At 74.1% G+C, this 16,580-nt stretch carries 16 protein-coding genes; 10 read left to right on the top strand and 6 right to left on the bottom strand.

Features of this window, described 5'->3' with window-relative positions:
• Positions 1–22 precede the first annotated feature (22 nt).
• Positions 23–1,273 carry a lipopolysaccharide biosynthesis protein gene (locus Dvina_RS22010; protein WP_223104346.1) on the top strand — a complete coding sequence of 417 codons (1,251 nt, stop codon included), beginning with the start codon at positions 23–25 and terminating at the stop codon, positions 1,271–1,273.
• Here Dvina_RS22010 and Dvina_RS55245 read toward each other — a convergent pair.
• Entirely contained in the window at positions 1,254–1,385 is a 132-nt protein-coding gene (locus tag Dvina_RS55245; protein ID WP_281428398.1) for a hypothetical protein, read from the bottom strand. The two genes, Dvina_RS22010 and Dvina_RS55245, sit on opposite strands and share 20 nt — an antisense overlap.
• Before the next feature lie 96 nt (positions 1,386–1,481).
• Between Dvina_RS55245 and Dvina_RS22015 the strand changes: the two genes are divergently transcribed.
• The 4 genes from Dvina_RS22015 to Dvina_RS22030 all read left to right on the top strand — a co-directional run bounded on the left by Dvina_RS22015 (position 1,482) and on the right by Dvina_RS22030 (position 5,088).
• A complete protein-coding gene (locus Dvina_RS22015; RefSeq protein WP_223104347.1) occupies positions 1,482–2,006 on the top strand; it encodes a SigE family RNA polymerase sigma factor in 525 nt (174 codons plus the stop codon).
• Positions 2,007–2,008: 2 nt separating this feature from the next.
• Positions 2,009–2,824, top strand: a complete 816-nt coding sequence (locus Dvina_RS22020; protein WP_223104348.1) for a hypothetical protein — start codon at positions 2,009–2,011, stop codon at positions 2,822–2,824.
• 156 nt (positions 2,825–2,980) lie between these two features.
• Positions 2,981–4,393, top strand: coding sequence for a M36 family metallopeptidase (locus Dvina_RS22025; RefSeq protein WP_223104349.1), 1,413 nt, complete (start codon positions 2,981–2,983; stop codon positions 4,391–4,393).
• Positions 4,394–4,440: 47 nt separating this feature from the next.
• Positions 4,441–5,088, top strand: a complete 648-nt coding sequence (locus tag Dvina_RS22030; protein WP_223104350.1) for a class I SAM-dependent methyltransferase — start codon at positions 4,441–4,443, stop codon at positions 5,086–5,088.
• Here Dvina_RS22030 and Dvina_RS22035 read toward each other — a convergent pair.
• Complete coding sequence (locus Dvina_RS22035; RefSeq protein WP_223104351.1) at positions 5,036–5,713, bottom strand: helix-turn-helix domain-containing protein; 678 nt, start codon at positions 5,711–5,713, stop codon at positions 5,036–5,038. The genes Dvina_RS22030 and Dvina_RS22035 overlap by 53 nt on opposite strands.
• A 36-nt stretch (positions 5,714–5,749) precedes the next feature.
• Here Dvina_RS22035 and Dvina_RS22040 point away from each other — a divergent pair, with 36 nt between their 5' ends.
• Complete coding sequence (locus Dvina_RS22040; RefSeq protein ID WP_223104352.1) at positions 5,750–6,289, top strand: DUF488 domain-containing protein; 540 nt, start codon at positions 5,750–5,752, stop codon at positions 6,287–6,289.
• 62 nt (positions 6,290–6,351) lie between these two features.
• Here the strand turns inward: Dvina_RS22040 and Dvina_RS22045 are convergent, their stop codons facing one another.
• Positions 6,352–7,119: a S1 family peptidase gene (locus Dvina_RS22045; RefSeq protein ID WP_223104353.1), complete on the bottom strand. Its 768-nt coding sequence runs from the start codon at positions 7,117–7,119 to the stop codon at positions 6,352–6,354.
• Between the two features lie 48 nt (positions 7,120–7,167).
• Positions 7,168–8,406: an MFS transporter gene (locus Dvina_RS22050; protein ID WP_223104354.1), complete on the bottom strand. Its 1,239-nt coding sequence runs from the start codon at positions 8,404–8,406 to the stop codon at positions 7,168–7,170.
• Between Dvina_RS22050 and Dvina_RS22055 the strand changes: the two genes are divergently transcribed.
• The gene (locus Dvina_RS22055; RefSeq protein ID WP_246656365.1) at positions 8,379–8,939 is read left to right on the top strand and encodes a P-loop nucleotide/nucleoside kinase family protein; all 561 of its coding nucleotides are present in this window, start codon (positions 8,379–8,381) and stop codon (positions 8,937–8,939) included. The two genes, Dvina_RS22050 and Dvina_RS22055, sit on opposite strands and share 28 nt — an antisense overlap.
• Positions 8,940–8,968: 29 nt before the next feature.
• Positions 8,969–9,370 (top strand): nuclear transport factor 2 family protein, encoded by a 402-nt coding sequence (locus tag Dvina_RS22060; RefSeq protein ID WP_223104355.1) that lies wholly within the window; start codon positions 8,969–8,971, stop codon positions 9,368–9,370.
• Between the two features lie 166 nt (positions 9,371–9,536).
• On the opposite strand, the gene Dvina_RS22065 is transcribed toward Dvina_RS22060, so the two are convergent.
• Positions 9,537–13,217: an FHA domain-containing protein gene (locus tag Dvina_RS22065; RefSeq protein ID WP_223104356.1), complete on the bottom strand. Its 3,681-nt coding sequence runs from the start codon at positions 13,215–13,217 to the stop codon at positions 9,537–9,539.
• A 49-nt stretch (positions 13,218–13,266) separates the two neighbouring features.
• On the bottom strand, positions 13,267–13,710 hold the full coding sequence (locus Dvina_RS22070; protein ID WP_223104357.1) for a CBS domain-containing protein: 444 nt from the start codon (positions 13,708–13,710) through the stop codon (positions 13,267–13,269).
• 168 nt (positions 13,711–13,878) lie between these two features.
• Between Dvina_RS22070 and Dvina_RS22075 the strand changes: the two genes are divergently transcribed.
• Positions 13,879–15,717, top strand: a complete 1,839-nt coding sequence (locus tag Dvina_RS22075) for an iron-containing redox enzyme family protein (protein ID WP_223104358.1) — start codon at positions 13,879–13,881, stop codon at positions 15,715–15,717.
• On the top strand, positions 15,714–16,550 hold the full coding sequence (locus Dvina_RS22080) for a DUF6999 family protein (protein WP_223104359.1): 837 nt from the start codon (positions 15,714–15,716) through the stop codon (positions 16,548–16,550). The genes Dvina_RS22075 and Dvina_RS22080 overlap by 4 nt, the downstream gene beginning before the upstream one ends.
• Positions 16,551–16,580: the final 30 nt, after the last annotated feature.

A 16,580-nucleotide genomic window follows, 5' to 3' on the forward strand; every position in this document is an offset into this window, starting at 1 on the left:
CGGCGCCTGCTAGGTTCGCCGCATGCCCGAGCCGGCCACCGACGCCCCGCCGGTCCCCGCCTCCGAGCCGCAGGCGCCGGCCGGGATCCGCTCGCTCGCCCGCAACTCGGCGATCGCGGCCGGGGCCGTGGTCGCCAACGGGCTGCTCAGCGCGGCCCTGCTCGCCCTGTGCGCGAAGCTGGGCCAGACCGGTGAGATCGCCGCGTACACGGTGATGACCTCGGCCCTGGCCTTCGTGCTGATCCTGCTGAGCGGCGGCTCGGTGCTGCTCTACCTCAACGGCACCGAGGAGCAGCGCGCCCTCGTGCGCAGCCAGTGGATGCTCGTCGTGGTCCCCGGGCTCCTGCTGGGCATCGTCGCGGTCGGCGCGTTCTACGGCTCGCGCGGCTACACGGTGAACGCGCTCGTCGCGGCGGGCGTCGTCGCGCTCGGCAACGCGCTGTCGACGCTGCAGCAGTCCGACTTCAGCCGCCGGATGCGCTTCCTGGCCAACGCCGTGCTGGTCTGCACGAGCAAGGCGGCGTCGCTGGTCATGGTGCTGCTCGGCGTCCCGCTGACCGTCTCCCTGGCCACCGCCGGCCTGGCCCAGCTGCTCGTCGGCGAGCTGGTCCTGGGCAAGCACGGCTCACTGCGCTCCGACCTGGTCCGCGGCCTGTCGTTCAGGCGGGCGTTCGCCGGCTACCGCTCCAGCCGCCACCTGTTCGGCTACTCCCTCGGCGAGCTCTACGTCGCCCGGGCCGGCACCCTGCTGCTGTCCCTGCTGGCCACCCCGGCCGTGATGGGCAGCTTCGGCGCGATCGTCACCGCCTACCAGGCCATCGGCGGCGTGGTCCAGTCGGCGCTGCAGGTCCCGATGGTCGCCCGGGCCCGCAGCCGCCTCGGCATCGAGGACTCGGCCCACCCGGCCGGCTTCTCCATCGCCGTCGCCCTGGCCTGCGCGGTGCCGATGGCGCTGGGCGTGGCCGTGCTGTCGCCGTTCCTGACCGGCACCGTGCTCTCCCTGCCGCACCGCGCGGCCGCCACCTGGCTGGCCGTGTTCATGCTGGCCCTGCCGTTCATGGCGGTGAACCGGGCGGTGCTGTTCAACTGGATGGGCGACGGCGAGTACAGCCGCGCGACCCGGGCGATGGCCGTGCTGGCCGGGCTGTGCACGGTCGCGGTCGCCGGGCTGGTCCCGCTGTTCGGCCCCCTCGGCACCGCCGCCGCCACCGCGGCCGCCGAGGCGGCCGCGCTCACCGTGATCCTGCTGGTGCTCAACCGCCGGCCCCGGTAGGCGCCCCGCCGCCGGGCCGGTGCAGGAACCCGTGCCGCCGGCGCAGCTCACGCGCGCGGTGCTCGAGCGCCGCAGCGGCCTCCGCGGCGTCGCGGGGCTCGTCCGCACGCACGCACCCGGTATGGGCGGCGCAGCCGTCCGCAAATTCGTTGCAACCCCCCGCCCGGTCCGCTCCGTGAGTATTGGCGTCAGGGACGAGGGAGGCTGCATGGGATCGGGCACGAGCCGCGATCAGGAGTTCGGCGACTACTACGCCGCCCGGGGTGCATCGTTACGGGCCACGGCCTACCTGCTGTGCGGGGACTGGCACCTGGCCGACGACCTCACCCAGACCGCGTTCACCAAGCTGTATCTGGCCTGGCCGCGGATCCAGCGCAAGGAGCCGGTCGACCGGTACGTGCGGCGCACGCTGCTGCGGGTGTTCCTCGACGAGCGCCGCCGGCCGTGGCGGCGGGAGCGGCCGACGGCCGAGTTCGCCGACCTCGACCCGGCGTCGCCGGCCGCAACCGGCCGGGTCGACGACCGCCTGCTGCTGCGCCGCGCGCTGGCGGCGGTGCCGGCCCGCCAGCGGGCGGTGCTGGTGCTGCGGTTCTGGGAGGACCTGTCGGTCGAGGAGACCGCGGAGGTCCTCGGGATCTCGCCCGGCACGGTGAAGAGCCAGGCCGCCCGCGGGCTGGAGACCTTGCGGCGCCGTCTCGGCGTGCCCGACAACGCTTCCGTAGGCAAGGAGTGACGATGCGCGACAACGACGTACGGGATCTGCTGCTGCGGGTGGCCGGCGAGGCCGGGCCGCCGCCGCCGACCCGGGAGGCGATGCTCGCGGCCGGGCATCGGGCCCGCGGCCGCCGGCGGATGTGGTGGGCCGGCGGGAGCGGGCTGGCCGCGCTCGCCGCGGTGGCGGTCCTGACCCCGGTCCTCTCGGCACCCGGCGGCCCGGCACCCGTCGCCGGTCCGGGCACCCAGAGCACCCAGGGCACCCCGAGCGCCGCCACCGCGAGCAGCCCGGCCGCCGCCGGCGGTGACAGTCCGCGGCCGGTCAAGTCACCCACCGGTCGCCCGGTGTCCGGGGTCCCGGCGGCCCAGCAGCAGCGCGCCGACGCCATGCTGGCCGCGCTCACCGGGGCGGTGCCGGCCGGCTACACCATGCCGGACGATCCGCGCACCCGGTTCGCGATGGTGGAGGGCTGGCAGCAGACCGGCTGGCTCTACTGGATCGGCCTCGACGTCCACCGCGACGGCCAGGTCGTCACGCTGCGGGTCTCCTCGTTCACCGACTACGGCGGGCCCGGCCCCGGCGATCTGTGCACGGCCGCCTACGCGGCGGCCGGCTCCTACGACGGCTGCACGGTCCTCACCACGAGCACCGGCACCCCGATCGCGGTGACGTGGCGCGGTGGCAAGGGCAACGTCCCCCGCGAGGTCCGGGCGGTCTGGGTCGCCGACGACCGGGCGGTGTCCGTGCAGCAGAGTCCCCGCGGCCCGCACGACCAGCCGGTCTTCACCGACCAGCAGCTGGCCGAGATGGCCGTCTCGCCCGACTTCCGCGGCTGATCACGGGGCGGCCACCGGCGCACCACGCGCCCGGCCGGGCCGCCACCGCGCCGGGCTGCGCCGCGCCGCCCGGAGGTCGTCCGCCTCCCCTCGTCTGAGCCCTCGCAGTACATCCAGCAATGCAAATAGATCATGACGCGGGCCTAGCCTGACGGGATGTATCGACGTGCGGTTCAATGGCTGGCCGGAGTGGCCGGTGGGGTGATGGTGGTCGCCGGTGCGGGGACGGCGGCGCAGGCGGCGCCGGCGGTGCCGGACGGGCTGCGCACGGTGCAGGTGCGGCAGTCGCTGCTGGGTACGCACACCTGGTACCAGCAGCTCTACCGCGGGCTGCCCGTGCTCGGCGGGTTCTACGCCACGCACACCGACGCGGCCACCGGCGAGGTGACAGTGCAGGACGGGCGCCTCGACGTGCACGGGCTCGCGACGCAGACGCCGGCCGTGGCGGCCGAGCACGCGCGGGCCTCCGTGGCCGGGCGCAACGGCGGGCAGGCGGCGGCGCGGTCCGAGCTGGCCGTGCTGCCCGGGAACCCGGCCCGGCTCACGTGGGTCGTCGTCACGCGGACCGGGCACGGCACGGTCCGCACCGTGCTCGACGCCGGCAGCGGGGCCACGCTCAAGGAGCAGAACCTCGTCAAGGAGGCGACCGGGACCGGCACGGTGTTCGACCCGAACCCGGTCGTGGCCACCCAGAACGAGTCGCTCACCGACCAGGACGACGCCGACGTCCCGGGGCTGCGCCGGGCGTACCGCAAGGTCGCGCTCACCCACCTGGACGGGCGCGGCACGACGCTGCAGGGCGACTACGCGAACAACATCAGCGCGGACCCGGTCCGCTCGGCGAAGCGCGAGTTCGACTACAACCGGTCGCAGCGCGGGTTCGAGCAGGTGATGGGGTATCACGGCATCACCTCGGCGCAGGAGTACATCCACGCGCTGGGCTTCCGTGACGTGAACAACGAGCCGCAGGACTACGCCACGACCGGCTTCGACGAGGACAACTCGTTCTACGACCCGGACACCGACGGCATCACGTTCGGCACCGGTGGCGTCGACGACGCCGAGGACATCGAGGTCATCTGGCACGAGTACGGCCACGCGATCCAGGACGACCAGGTCCCCGGCTTCGGCGAGAGCGAGGTGGACCTCGAGGCCGGCTCCATCGGCGAGGGCTTCGGCGACTACTGGGCGTTCACGATGTCGCAGGCGAACAGCCCCGACACCGCCCGTACGCCGCTGGCCTGCATCGCCGACTGGGACTCGACCTCCTACACCGACGACGTCCCGCACTGCCTGCGCCGCACCGACGGGACCAAGATGTACCCGGCCGACCTGGAGGGCGAGGTCCACGCCGACGGCGAGATCTGGTCGCGGGCGCTGTTCGACATCAACCACGCGCTCGGCCGCACGAGGGCCAACCGGGTGATCCTCGAGGCGCAGTTCTGCTTCGATCCCAACACCACGATGCCGGCCGCGGCCCGCACGACGGTGAAGACGGCCCGGGCCCTGTACGGCCAGGGCGCCGCCGACCAGGTCCGCGCCGCCTTCCACGCGCGGGGCATCCTGTAAGCGCTTTGTTCAAGACGCCCGGGTGCCGGGCGGCCGAGACTGCGGGCATGAGCGACGACACCTTCACGCCCGCACTCGGCCGCCTGGCCCCGACCCGCTACTACGACGCCGTGGTCGCGCTGACCCGGGAGCGGCGCTGGCGTTCGCTGACGGCCCGGCACGCCGCGCCGGGGCCGGACGACGTGATCGTGGACGTCGGCTGCGGCACCGGCTCATTGGCCCGGCTGCTCGCCGAGGTTGAGCCGCGGGCCCACATCGTCGGCGTGGACCCCGACCCGCAGATGCTCGCCGTGGCCCGGCGCAAGGCGCCGACGGTGCGGTTCGTCCAGGGCCGCGGCGACAACCTGCGCGACCTCGTCGGTGCGGCCTCGACGGTCGTGTCGAGCCTGGTGCTGCACCAGTGCCCGGTCCCGGTGAAGCGCGCGATCCTCGCGTCGATGGCGTCGGTGCTGCGCCCCGGCGGCCGGCTCGTCATCGCCGACTACGGCCTGCAGCGCACCCGCCTCATGCGCCTGGCGTTTCGCACCGTGCAGTTCGCCGACGGCAAGGCGGACACCCAGCCCAACGCGGACGGCGCGCTGCCGGGGCTGATCGCCGGGGCCGGGTTCACCGACGTCCGCGAGGCGGCGGTGATCCCGACCGTCACCGGCTCGATCTCGATCTACGTAGCACGGGGACGACCGCCGCTGGCGTGAGCCCCATCATGTCGCGCATGGCCCGGGTCAGGTGCGCCTGGTCGGCGAACCCGGCCGCGGCCGCCGCACCGGCCGGTGACCGCCCGGCCTGCAGCGCCGCGGCCGCCCGGCGCAGCCGCACCCAGAGCCGCCAGCGCGGCAGCGGCATCCCGGCCTGTTCGCGCGCCAGGGCCCGCAGCCGCTGCGTGGACAGCCCCACCTCCGCCGCGAGCGCGGGCATCGCCACGTTGCGCTCCAGCAGCGTCCGCAGCGCCCGCGCGAGCCGCGGATCGAGCTGCCCGGAGGGCCGCACGCTGGCCGGCCCGACGTCACCCTCCGGCACCGCCACCAGGTCAGGAGCAACGACGATGCCGCGGGTGTACGTCCGGCGAAGCCGATCCGCGAACGCGGACTGCGGCTCCACGAAGTAGGTGAGCACGTCATCGGCGGCCAGCAGCCGGTGTGCCACCATCGGCGCCACCACGAGCGCCGCACCCCGGTGCACCGTCCCGGCGCCGTCCCGCACGGCCACGTCACCGCCCACGCCGACGGCGATCTGGAACGCGGCGTGCCGGTGCGGGGCGCTGTCGCCGACGGGCCCGCGGTACATCGCGTAGCCGTCCCCGATCGTGAACCCCGTCGCCATGCGTCGATCCTGACATCCCGGGGTAGCGTGGGGCGGGTGCGGGTCTGGACCATCGGGCACGGGGCCCGGACGATCGACGCGTTCCTGGCGATCCTGGCCGAGGCGCAGGTCGCCACGCTCGTCGACGTCCGCCGCTTCCCGGGGTCGCGCCGGCACCCGCAGTTCGGCCGCGACGAGCTCGCCTCGGCGGTGCGGGGGGCCGGCGTGGAGTACACCTGGGCCGGCGAGGTCCTGGGCGGCCGGCGCAGTGCCCGGCCCGGCTCCCGGCACACGGCGCTGCGCAACGCCGCCTTCGTCGGCTACGCCGACCACATGGACACCGCGGCGTTCCGCACGGCGATCGACGAGCTGCTGCGCGGCCCGGGCCGGCCCGCCGTCATGTGCGCCGAGACTCTCTGGTGGCACTGCCATCGCATGCTGATCGCCGATGCCCTGGTCCTGCGCGGCGGGACCGTCTCGCACCTCCTCGGGCCGGGCCAGCAGCAGCCCCACCGCCTCACCGCGGGCGTGCGCACCGACGCCGACGGCCGCCCCGTCTACGACGCCACCGAACAGCCGGCGCTGCCCGGTCTGTGAACGTTCCCACCGGCCGGCGCCTGCTCGGCCGGCCGGTGGGAACGCCCGGTGGGAATGCCCGGTCAGCCGCCCAGCGAGGCGGCGGCCGCGGCGATGGCCGAGGCGAACGTGCTCACCTCGGAGTAGACGCCCGGGTAGTTGGGGCGGGCGCAGCCGTTGCCCCGGCTGACGATGCCCACCTGGATCCAGGCGTTCTGGGCGTCGCGGCGGAACATCGGGCCGCCCGAGTCGCCCTGGCAGGTGTCGACGCCGCCCGCGGTGTAACCGGCGCAGATCTCGTCGCTCGCGACCAGGTCCGGGTAGGAGTTGTCGCAGGTGGCGTCGGGGACGAACGGGACGGTGGCCTTGAGCAGGTAGCGCTGCTGGGCGCCGCCCTCCGTCGCCGCGCCCCAGCCGGCGACCGTGAAGCTGCCGGTGTTGTACGCCGTGCCGGTGGCGATCGGGAGCGTGGCCAGGCCGGTGACCGGCGTGGCCAGGCGGATCAGGGCCCAGTCCTTGCCGTTGCCGTTGTAGCCGGGCGCGCGGTACACGTAGTTCGACTTCACCGTGATCCGGCTCGACGACTGCAGGTCGACGGCGCCGAGGGTGGCGGTGATGCTCGTGTTGGTCCCGGTCCGGCTCACGCAGTGCGCGGCCGTCAGGACCAGGCGGCTGGAGTACAGCGAGCCGCCGCAGCCCATCGACAGGCGCACCATGAACGGGAACTCGCCCTGAGCGGCGCGGGTGCCGCCGACGACCGACTCCCGCGGCACGCTCGCCCCGGCGTTGCCGGGCAGGACGGCGATGAGCGCGGCGGCCGCCGTCAAGGCGGCCAAAAGCTTTCGCAACATGGGGGAATGGTACGAACGACATGGACAAAGCTCGATATAAGAAATGGGTCATACCGCTGGGGCGTCCGCATGGGCGATGCGGGTCAGCTCGCGCCAGAGCAGCACCACGAACACGGCCGAGCCGCCGAACGCGAACCAGAAGGGCGCCGTGGTGCCGACGCGGGCGGCGAGGGTACCCCCGATGAGCGAACCGACGACCAGACCGCCGAACACGCTTATCGTGTTGACGCTGCCGACGCGCCCCTGCAGATGGGGCGGCACCGCCCGCTGGCGCACGGTGGTCGAGGTCGTGCCCCAGACGAACGCGTGCGCACCGAAGACGACGAACACCGCCGACGCGACCCACGCCGACGTCGTGAGCGCCAGCGCCAGGTGCGTGAGGGTCTCGATGATCAGGCCGGCCCGCATGATGTTGCCGAGGCTGACCCGACGGGTGAGCCACCCGTACATGCCGGTGCCGAGCAGCCCGCCGGCCGCGCTGAGCGTCGTGAGCAGCCCGAAGCCGGACGGGCCGAGGCCGAGGCGCTCCTGCGCGTAGAGCACGAGCACCGACCAGGCCGCGCCGAACGTGAAGTTGAAGACGAGGATGGTGAGCGCGAGCGTGCGCACGGCCGGGTGGTGCACTGTCCACCGCACGCCCTCGGCCACGGCGCGCCAGCCGCCGGCCGGTCGCTCGCCGGCGGTGTCGCCGGACGAGGGCATGACGACCCGGGCCATGAGGTGTACTCCGGCCGCCACCAACGCGCACTCGGCGGCGAACGGCCACAGGCTGCCGGCCGCGAAGAGCACGGCCCCGATGGCGGGCCCGGCGAGCTGGTTGAGGGCGATGAACCCGAACCCGATCCGCGCGTTGGCGAGCACCAGGTCGTCGCGGTGCACGAGCGTCGGCACCAGCGTCGCCGCGGCGTTGTCGGCGAACACCTCACCGATGGACAGCAGCCCGATCGCGACGAGCGCGAGCACCACCGGCAGCCGGTCGGCGACCATCAGCGCGACGACCCCGGCCAGCACGAGCGCCCGCAGCCCGTCCGCGGCCATCACAATGCGCCGCCGGTCGAGCCGGTCCGACAGCACCCCGGCGTAGAGCCCGAACACCAGCGGCGGCGCCCACCGCAGCAGCGCCGCCAGCGACACCAGGAACGCGTTGTCGGTGAGCGAGGCGACAAGCAGCGGCGCGGCGGCGACCGCGATCCCGTCGCCGAGGTTGCTCGTCCACGAGGAGGCGAGCAGCCACCGGAACGGCGACCCCAGTCGTGGCGGTGCCGCTGTCTCGATCACTCTGCCCACGAGTACAGCACCCTACGGCCGGCCGGCCCTTACCGCACGCCCTTATCATCGGCGCTGCGCACCGGCGCGCGACGCTCGTCCTCCTGTGCGGCCTGCCCGCCTCCGGCAAGACCACGCTGGCCCGCCGCCTGGCCGCCGAGCTCCCGGCGGTGCGGCTGTGCGCCGACGAGTGGCTGACCGACCTGGGTGCCGACCTGTTCGACGCCGGCCTGCGGGCCCGCCTGGAGCGCCGGTTCTGGCGCCTGGCCCAGGACCTGCTGGGCCAGGGCCGCAGCGTGATCCTGGAGTCGGGCTTCTGGCTGCGCGCCGACCGCGACGAGAAGCGGGCCGGGGCCCGGGCCCTCGGCGCGGCGGTCGAGCTGCGCTTCCTGGACGTGCCGCTCGACGAGCTGGCCCGCCGCCTGGAGGCCCGCAACGCCGAGGCGCCGTGGGCGACCGCGGTCATCCCGCCGGTGCTGCTCGAGTCGCACGCGCCGCTGTTCGAACCGCCGTCCCCGGCCGAGCTCGCCCTGTTCGACCCGCCCGCTTGCTAAGTGGGGAGCTCCCCGTTTACGGTGGGAGCGTGGCTCTCAGCATCGACGACCGCATCGCCATCACCGATCTGATCAACCTGCACGGGCACCTGGTCGACCGCGGCGACTTCGACGGCCTGGCCGCGCTGTTCACCGCGGACGTCGTCTACGACGTGTCGGCGCTTGGCGGCGGCGTCCTGACCGGACTGCGCGCGGGCCGGGAGGCCGCGCTGGCCCTGGGCGAGCGCAACCCGGTCGCCCACCACGTCACGAACATCGTCCTGCACGACGCGGGCGACGGCGTGGTGCGCGCACTGTCCAAGGGCTTCGGCGTGCTCACGAACGGCACGACGGGCAGCGTCACCTACGACGACACCGTCGAACGCACAGCGCACGGCTGGCGCATCACCCACCGCATCGTGCGCCCCCGCCGCACACCGCTGCACGAATGAACACGAACGCGTGTCGATCGTGCGTTGGGCGGGCGTCGATCGTGCGTTGGTCGTGCGTCTCCCGGTGGGCGCCGCTGCACGAATGAACACGAACGCGCATCGACCGATGCGGCGGCCGGGCGTCCCGTGGCGGGCGCTGCTGCACGGATGAACACGCGAACGAGCGTCAGGTGAGCGGGAGCGGGCCGCCGTGGCCGGGGATGCCGCGGTCGGGCGGGATCGGGGTGTCGCCGGGCGTCGCGGCCGTGATGCCGTGGGCGCGGGTCTGGGCGGCCAGGCGCTGGTAGTACGCGGCGACGGCGGCCAGCGCCGACCGGGCCGCGTCGAGCAGGGTGGCGCCCGCCTGCGCGATCACGTCCGCCTCGTGCTGTTCGAACGCTCGCACACCGGACAGCACGGCGTGCTTCACGTCGCGCAGCAGTTGCACGTCGGCGTGCGCATACGCGCGGCACAGCGCCGCGGCGTGCGCGAAATCGTCGCCGGTCTGGACGGACTCCTGCACGGCGCCGACCGAGAAGCGCACGAGCGCGGTGTCCGCACGGGCGTCGAGCGCGGCCAGGTCCGTGTCGTAGGTGCGCACGTCGAGCGCCGGATCGCAGAAGCCGACGGTGTGCTGCCACAGCGTGCGCAGGTCGTCGTGCAGCAGGCCGTCCAGGTAGCTGACCAGGAAGCGGCGGTGCGACTCGACGACGTACTGGGCCTTGAACCGGCTCAGCTCGGCCGGGTCCTCACCGGCCGTCGCCGTCGCCGCGGTGAAGCCGTAGTCGGCGCACAGCGCGTTCTCCATCCCGGCCAGCAGGTAGACGACCCGGACCCAGGTGCGGAACAGCTCCTCCAGCGGCATCGAACGCAGCCCGGCCTCGGTGAGCACGACACCCCAGCGGGAGCCGAAGCGCAGCCGGCGCAGGTGCCCGATCTGGTACATCGACAACTGCGCGTCGATCTCGGCGTGGACGTGGTGCAGGACCTTGCGGTAGGCGGCCGTCGCGTCCAGGCCGACGTGGTTGCGGATGATGTGCGGCCCGCCGATGTGCAGGTGGATGAACTCGGTGACGTCGAAGACGGCACCCCCGATCGCCATCCAGTAGCCGTCCTGCGGTGTCGTGTGCCGGGCCAGCTCGGAGATGTCGAAGCGGGCACCCTGCTGCGCGTGGCCCAGGTACGTGGTGAAGACGTCCTCGCTCAGCCGCCCCTCGGCGACCAGGCGGCGCAGGAACTCCCGGCCGTCACCGGGAACGATCCCGGCCAGGGCCTTCACGACCGCGACCGCGAACGGCGCGCTGCCGCAGATGTAGACGTGGGCGCCGCGGTCGCCGATGAGGTCCCACAGCGCGTCGGCCCCGGCCCGGATCAGGTCGTCGACCCGGCGCCGGGTGCCGTCGCCGACCGTGTGCCGGCGCCCGTCGAAGGCGACCGCGTGGTCCGTGCGGGAGAACGCGACGGCGAGGGTGAGCCGGCCCGCCGCCGCGGCCGCGTCGAGGTCGGCGTGCTCGACGAACTCCTCCGGTGAGCGCACACCCCAGTACAGGTGGGCGGGGCCCGGGTGGGCGGCGACGAACCCGTGGAACGGCGCGATCCCGGACCCGGCGGCGAACATGACGATCGGCCGGTCCGGCTCGGCGGGCAGCCGGAACCGGGGCGTGGCCACGATCTGCAGCGACAGCCGCGCGCTGCCCTCGGTGCTCGCCCGGCGCAGGAAGTGCGAGGCGGCACCCCGGCGCGGGCGCGGATACGACCACGGCGTGCGGGCCGAGGTGTAGTCCAGGCCGGCGACGATCAGCCGCAGTGTGGCCGCCGGCCGGCCGGGCGGCGGGGCGGAGGCGATCGAGTACAGCCGGAACGGCTCGGGAGCGATCACGGCACACAGGGAGTCGGCCTCGTCCGGTGCGGCCTTCCACAGCCGGGTCACGTCCCAGCCGCCCGCGTGCAGCAGGTTGAGCACGTCCCAGAGCTCCCACTGGTCCTCCATGCGCGCGTCGACGATGCGCCGCCAGGAGCCGACCGCGCTCAGCCGCACCAGCCGCTTCGCCACGGCCCGCCCGATCGGGCGCAGCTGTGCGAAGCGCAGCAGGGTGCGCAGCGGCAGCACGTCGACGTCGCCGTAGCCGGAGCGCTGCTGGACCGCGGCCCGCCAGGCGGGGGAGAGGCCGACGAGCTCCTCGCCGGTCGCCTGCAGCGCGGCGACGGTGCGGCGGACCAACTCGTCGTCGTGCTCGGCGAGGACGCCGACGCGGTCGCCGGGCTGGTGGTGCACGCCCTGGCCGGTGACGTCGAGGTCCAGGTAGCACGTCCAGGCACCGGACGCGCCGGTGACGACGCGGCCGCGGCGGGCGGTGCCGAAGACGACCGGCGGGCCGACGGGCGGGCGGCGCTCGTCGCGCACGACGGCGAGCTCACCGTCCACCCTGTCCCACGTGCGGTCCTTGAACAGGCCGGTGAACCGGGCCCCGGTGGTGACCTGCCGGCCGACCTTGAAGGCGACCTCCAGGAAGCCGTACGCCTTGATCCGGTGCAGCCCCATCCAGCCGCGGTCGCCCGCGTACGCGTCCAGGACGGCGTTGTAGACACCGCGCAGCGCGCTGTTGCGGGTCTCCTCGACGTACTGGCGCACCGACACCTCGCGCAGCGCCGCGACCAGGTCGCGCCAGTGGCGCGGGAAGAAGCCGGCGAGGTACACGCTCTGCTGCCCGACGAGCGAGCCGTAGGCCCGGCGCTCGAGGAACGCGTCGATGGCGTGGATGTGCGGCTGCGCCGTGCCGCTGGGGCTCGGCGCCCCGTCGAAGATCGGGACCCCGGCCGTGCCGACGGTCTTCGCCCACAGCACCTGGTCCAGCGGGTGGCGCGAGCGCGGGTTGGGGTCGATCTGCGGATAGATGCGCTGGGTGACGTACTGCAGCCGCTCCAGCATCACCAGCAGCGCCACCTCGAGCGCGGCCGGGTCGTCGGCGACGACCGCCTCCTGCGCCGCGACCATCGCGCCGAGCACCGGCGTCAGGCCCATCGCAAACTCGGTCGTGACCAGGTAGAACACCCGCTCGGCCGGGTTGTCCCAGGTGGGCACGAGCAGGTCCATGTTGTCCAGCGCGCGGGCGCCGGCCGGGTCGCGCAGCCGCCAGTTGTAGAAGAACAGGTCGATGTAGGACACGGCCGGCTGCTGCTTGCCGAGCCGCCGCGAGACAGTCGTCCACGGCCGCAGCAGCGAGTCCGGGAGCGTTCCCGGCGGGTCGACGGCCATGTACTGGTACGCGTGCGCGAACACGCCCAGCAGCGTCGACGCGCGCAGCAGGTACCGGTCCGGCAGCGCCTCGGGCCGGGCGTCGAGCACGGGCAGCGCGTCGAAGGCCCGGCGCAGCGCCAGCCGCCGGAACAGCGCCGGGAGCTGCCCCGTCATCTCGTCCCAGGCCCGGTGCGAATCCGGGAACGCCGCCAGCGGCGGCTCGGCGGGCAGGAACCCGTGCGCGAACGACAGGAACCCGTCGAGCTCGTGGCCCGCCCGCCGGTTGTGCGCCTCGGCCTCCTCGACCACCCGCCGGGCCGCGACCCGCCCCGGGGCCAGGGGGCGCAGCGCGGTCAGCTGGCCGGGGTCGATGAGCTCGGTCGCGTCGGGGTCGATGAACGACCAGGCCAGCTCGAAGCGCCCGATGCGCAGCCGGTCACCGGGCACCAGGACCCGCCGGGTGATCCGCTCGTCGTTGACGAACGTCCCGTTGGTGCTGCCGAGGTCGGACAGGACCAGCTCGTCGCCGGTGAGGTCGAGCCGGGCGTGGCGGCGCGACACGTCCCGGTCGTCGAGCACGACGGTGGCCGAGCCGCCGTGGCGGCCCAGCGTGGCCGGGAGCGTGCACACCCGTTCGCTCGCCGCCCGGGTGTGCCGGTCGACGAGGACCAGCCGCAGCTCAGGAATGGTAGATCACCGCACGGCACAGGTCGGCCCGCGACACCGTGCCGACGAGCTTGCCGTCGTCGACGACCGGCAGCCGCCGGATGCCGCGGTCGAGCATCACCACGGCGGCCCGGGCCAGCTCGTCGCCGGGGCTCACGGTGGCCGCGTCGCGCACGACGAGCGGATCGACGACCCGCTCGGCCAGCGCCCGGCCCTTGTCGAGGAACAGCTGGAACGCGTCGGCGAGCGTGCCGCCGGCCTCGGTCACGTCGTCGAACCCGGGGAGCATGGCCCGGACCAGGTCCTCCTCCGACAGCGAGCCGATGAACCGTCCGTCGTGGTCGAGTACCATCAGCTGCCCGACCTCGGACACGCTTATCACCTCGGCCGCCCGCCGGATGCTCGAGCCCAGCCGGATGTACGCCGGGAACGCCGTCATGACGTCGCTGACCAGCACGCCACCTCCCAGTGGTCCGCCGCCCGAGCGTAGCCGCACGAGGCTCCTCCCATGATCGGGCGAACGTCCGGTTGATGCCGCCCGACACGGTTTTTTGCCCCAGGTACCCAGCGGCGACTGAGTACGGCGGCGGATGTGCCGGCCCGGCCGGGGTGGCGCAATGGAGCCATGCCCGATGCGTATCTGACCGCGTGCGCCGCCTACCTGCCCGGTGAGCCCCTCGACAACGACGAGATCGTGGCCCGGCTCGGCGCCGGGGACACCGGCGCGAGCGCGGCCATGCGGGCCCGCGTCCTCGCCATGAACGGCATCCGGACCCGCCACTTCGCGCTCGACCGGGCCGGCACCCCGACGATGCTCAACGAGGAGCTCGCCGCCGAGGCCGTCACCGCCGCCGTCAAGGACCGCGGCCTCGCGCTCGGCGACGTCGACCTGCTCGCCACCGGCACCACCCAGGGCGACCTGCTCGTGCCCGGGTTCGCCGCCATGGTGCACGGCCGCCTCGCCGCCGGCCCCATGGAGGTGCTGTCGGCCGGGGGCGTGTGCGCGTCCGGGATGGCCGCCCTCATCGGCGCGGTCCGCGCGGTCCGCCTGGGCGAGCGGCGGGTCGCGGTCGCGACCGGCAGCGAGTGCATCGGTCGGGCCCTGCGCCAGGACCGCTACGCCGGGCGCCCCCGCTTCGACGCCGAGTTCCTGCGCTGGACGCTGTCCGACGGGGCCGGCGCCGTCGTCGTCGAGCCCGCGCCGCGCCCCGACCGCCCGTCGCTGCGGGTCGACTGGACCCACCTGGTGTCGCACGCGCACGAGCATCCGGTGTGCATGCGGGCCGGCGTGGCCGAGACCGGCGAACCCGTCTCCGGGCAGACCTGGCTGGACCGCCCGCACGCCGCGGACGCCGAGGCCGACGGCATGTTCCGGCTGCGCCAGGACGTGCGGCTGCTGCCCCGGCTGTTCCCGGCCGGGCTGGCCGAGTTCGCCGGGCTCGTCGACCGCGGCCTGCTCGACCCGGCATCCATCGACCACGTCCTGTGCCACTACAGCGCCGAGCACTTCCGCGGCGAGATCTTCGGGCTGCTCACCGGGGCCGGGCTGATGATCGACGAGGCGCGCTGGTTCAGCAACCTGCCCACCGCCGGCAACACCGGGGCGGCGAGCATCTACGTGGCCCTGGCCGAGTGCTGGCGGACCGGCCGGTTCCACCCCGGCGACCGCATCCTGCTGATCGTCCCCGAGTCCGGCCGGTTCAGCTTCGCCTTCGCCCAGCTCACCTGCGTCGCCCCGGACGCCGCGGCGGCAGAACCCGCAGCGGCTTCGGCGGGTACCGCCGGTGCCCCCACCGCCCGCGACGACGGCACACCGGCGCTGCTGTCGGGACTGGCCGAGGTCTGGACCGAGTTCGAACGTGACCTGCACACCGTGCCGATCGTCGCCCGCATCGAGTCCGGCACGGCGACGATCGCCGACTACCGCCGGCTGCTGCTGCACCTGCGCCAGCAGGTCGTCGAGGGCGGCCGCTGGATCTCCCGGGCCGCGTCGAGCTTCACCGCCGACTGGTTCGAGCTGCGCAGCGCCGCCATCCGCCACGCGGCCGACGAGCACCGCGACTTCCGGCTGCTCGAACGCGACTTCGTCAACGCCGGCGGCACCCTCGCCGACATCCAGGGGGCGCCGAAGAACGTGGGGTCGGAGGCGCTGTCGGCCTACCTGTTCCAGCAGGCGAGCCTGCCCGACCCGATCGACCTGCTCGGCGCCATGTTCATCATCGAGGGCCTCGGCTCCCGCAAGGCCGCCGGCTGGGCCGCCCGGCTGCGCACCGACCTGGGCCTGACCGCCGAGCAGACCGCGTTCCTGAGCTACCACGGCGAGGCCGACGAGGAGCACGTCGCCATGCTCGACGACGCCCTCCGGCTGGTCGCCGCCGACCCGGCTGCCCGGGCCCGGATCCTGCGCACGGCCCGGGTCGTGGCCCGGCTCTACGCGCTGCAACTGCAGGAGGTGGACCGATGAACGACGCCGCGGAGACGATGGTGTGGGACGCGGTGCGGGCCGACCCGACGCTGCCCCTGGACCGCGCCACCCTCGACCTGATCGTCGCCGACCAGCGGCTGTGGTCGCGCCGCTGGGTGTACCCCTGGATCCGCGTGATGTCCCGGCTGCTGGTCGGGGTCATCCAGGTCGTCAAGCGTCTGCTGCCCGTCCCGCTGTCCGCGCACGGGCTCATGGACCGGCTGTGCCTGTGGTTCCTGCGCCGATTCGTCGACGCGGGTGCGGTACACCTGCTGATCCGGCATTTCGTCGTCGAGACGAACCTGCTCAACTTCGTGCTGCGCAACACCCGGCCGCCGGGCCTGCAGGTGGTCACGCTGCGCCCGACGACCCTCGCCGGCCTCGGCGACCGCGCCGTCATCCAGCACGACGTCAACGTCTTCGAGGTCCTGACCGCCCTCGGCGGCCGCCCGCTCACCGCCGTGCGCGACCTCGACTTCGCCACCCTCGACATCCCGCCCCTCGACCCCGAGCCGGCCCGGCGCCGCCTCCTGCGCCTCGACATCCAGACCGCGCTGTGCCTGATGAACATCCCGTTCGCGCTGTGCCTGACCGGCCCTGAGTACCGCCGCGCCGTGCACTCGATGCGCCTCGACGAGTCGCTGCTGGGCGTGCTGGCCGCCCTGACCGGCGACCCGGTCTTCCACCGCTGGCAACCGACCGGCTCCGTGGTCCGCCTGGACAGCACCGTAGACGTCCCGCGGGCCGTCTACGAACACGCCCTGGCCTGCGAATACGCCCACGCGACACTGGTGCGCCGCTCCACCGCGGCCCGCACCCACGCCGCCGTCTAGGCTGGTGCGGGCCCGGAACCCCGCCGTCAC

The sequence above is a fragment of the Dactylosporangium vinaceum genome (assembly GCF_019904175.1).
In the GTDB taxonomy this organism is placed as follows: domain Bacteria; phylum Actinomycetota; class Actinomycetes; order Mycobacteriales; family Micromonosporaceae; genus Dactylosporangium; species Dactylosporangium vinaceum.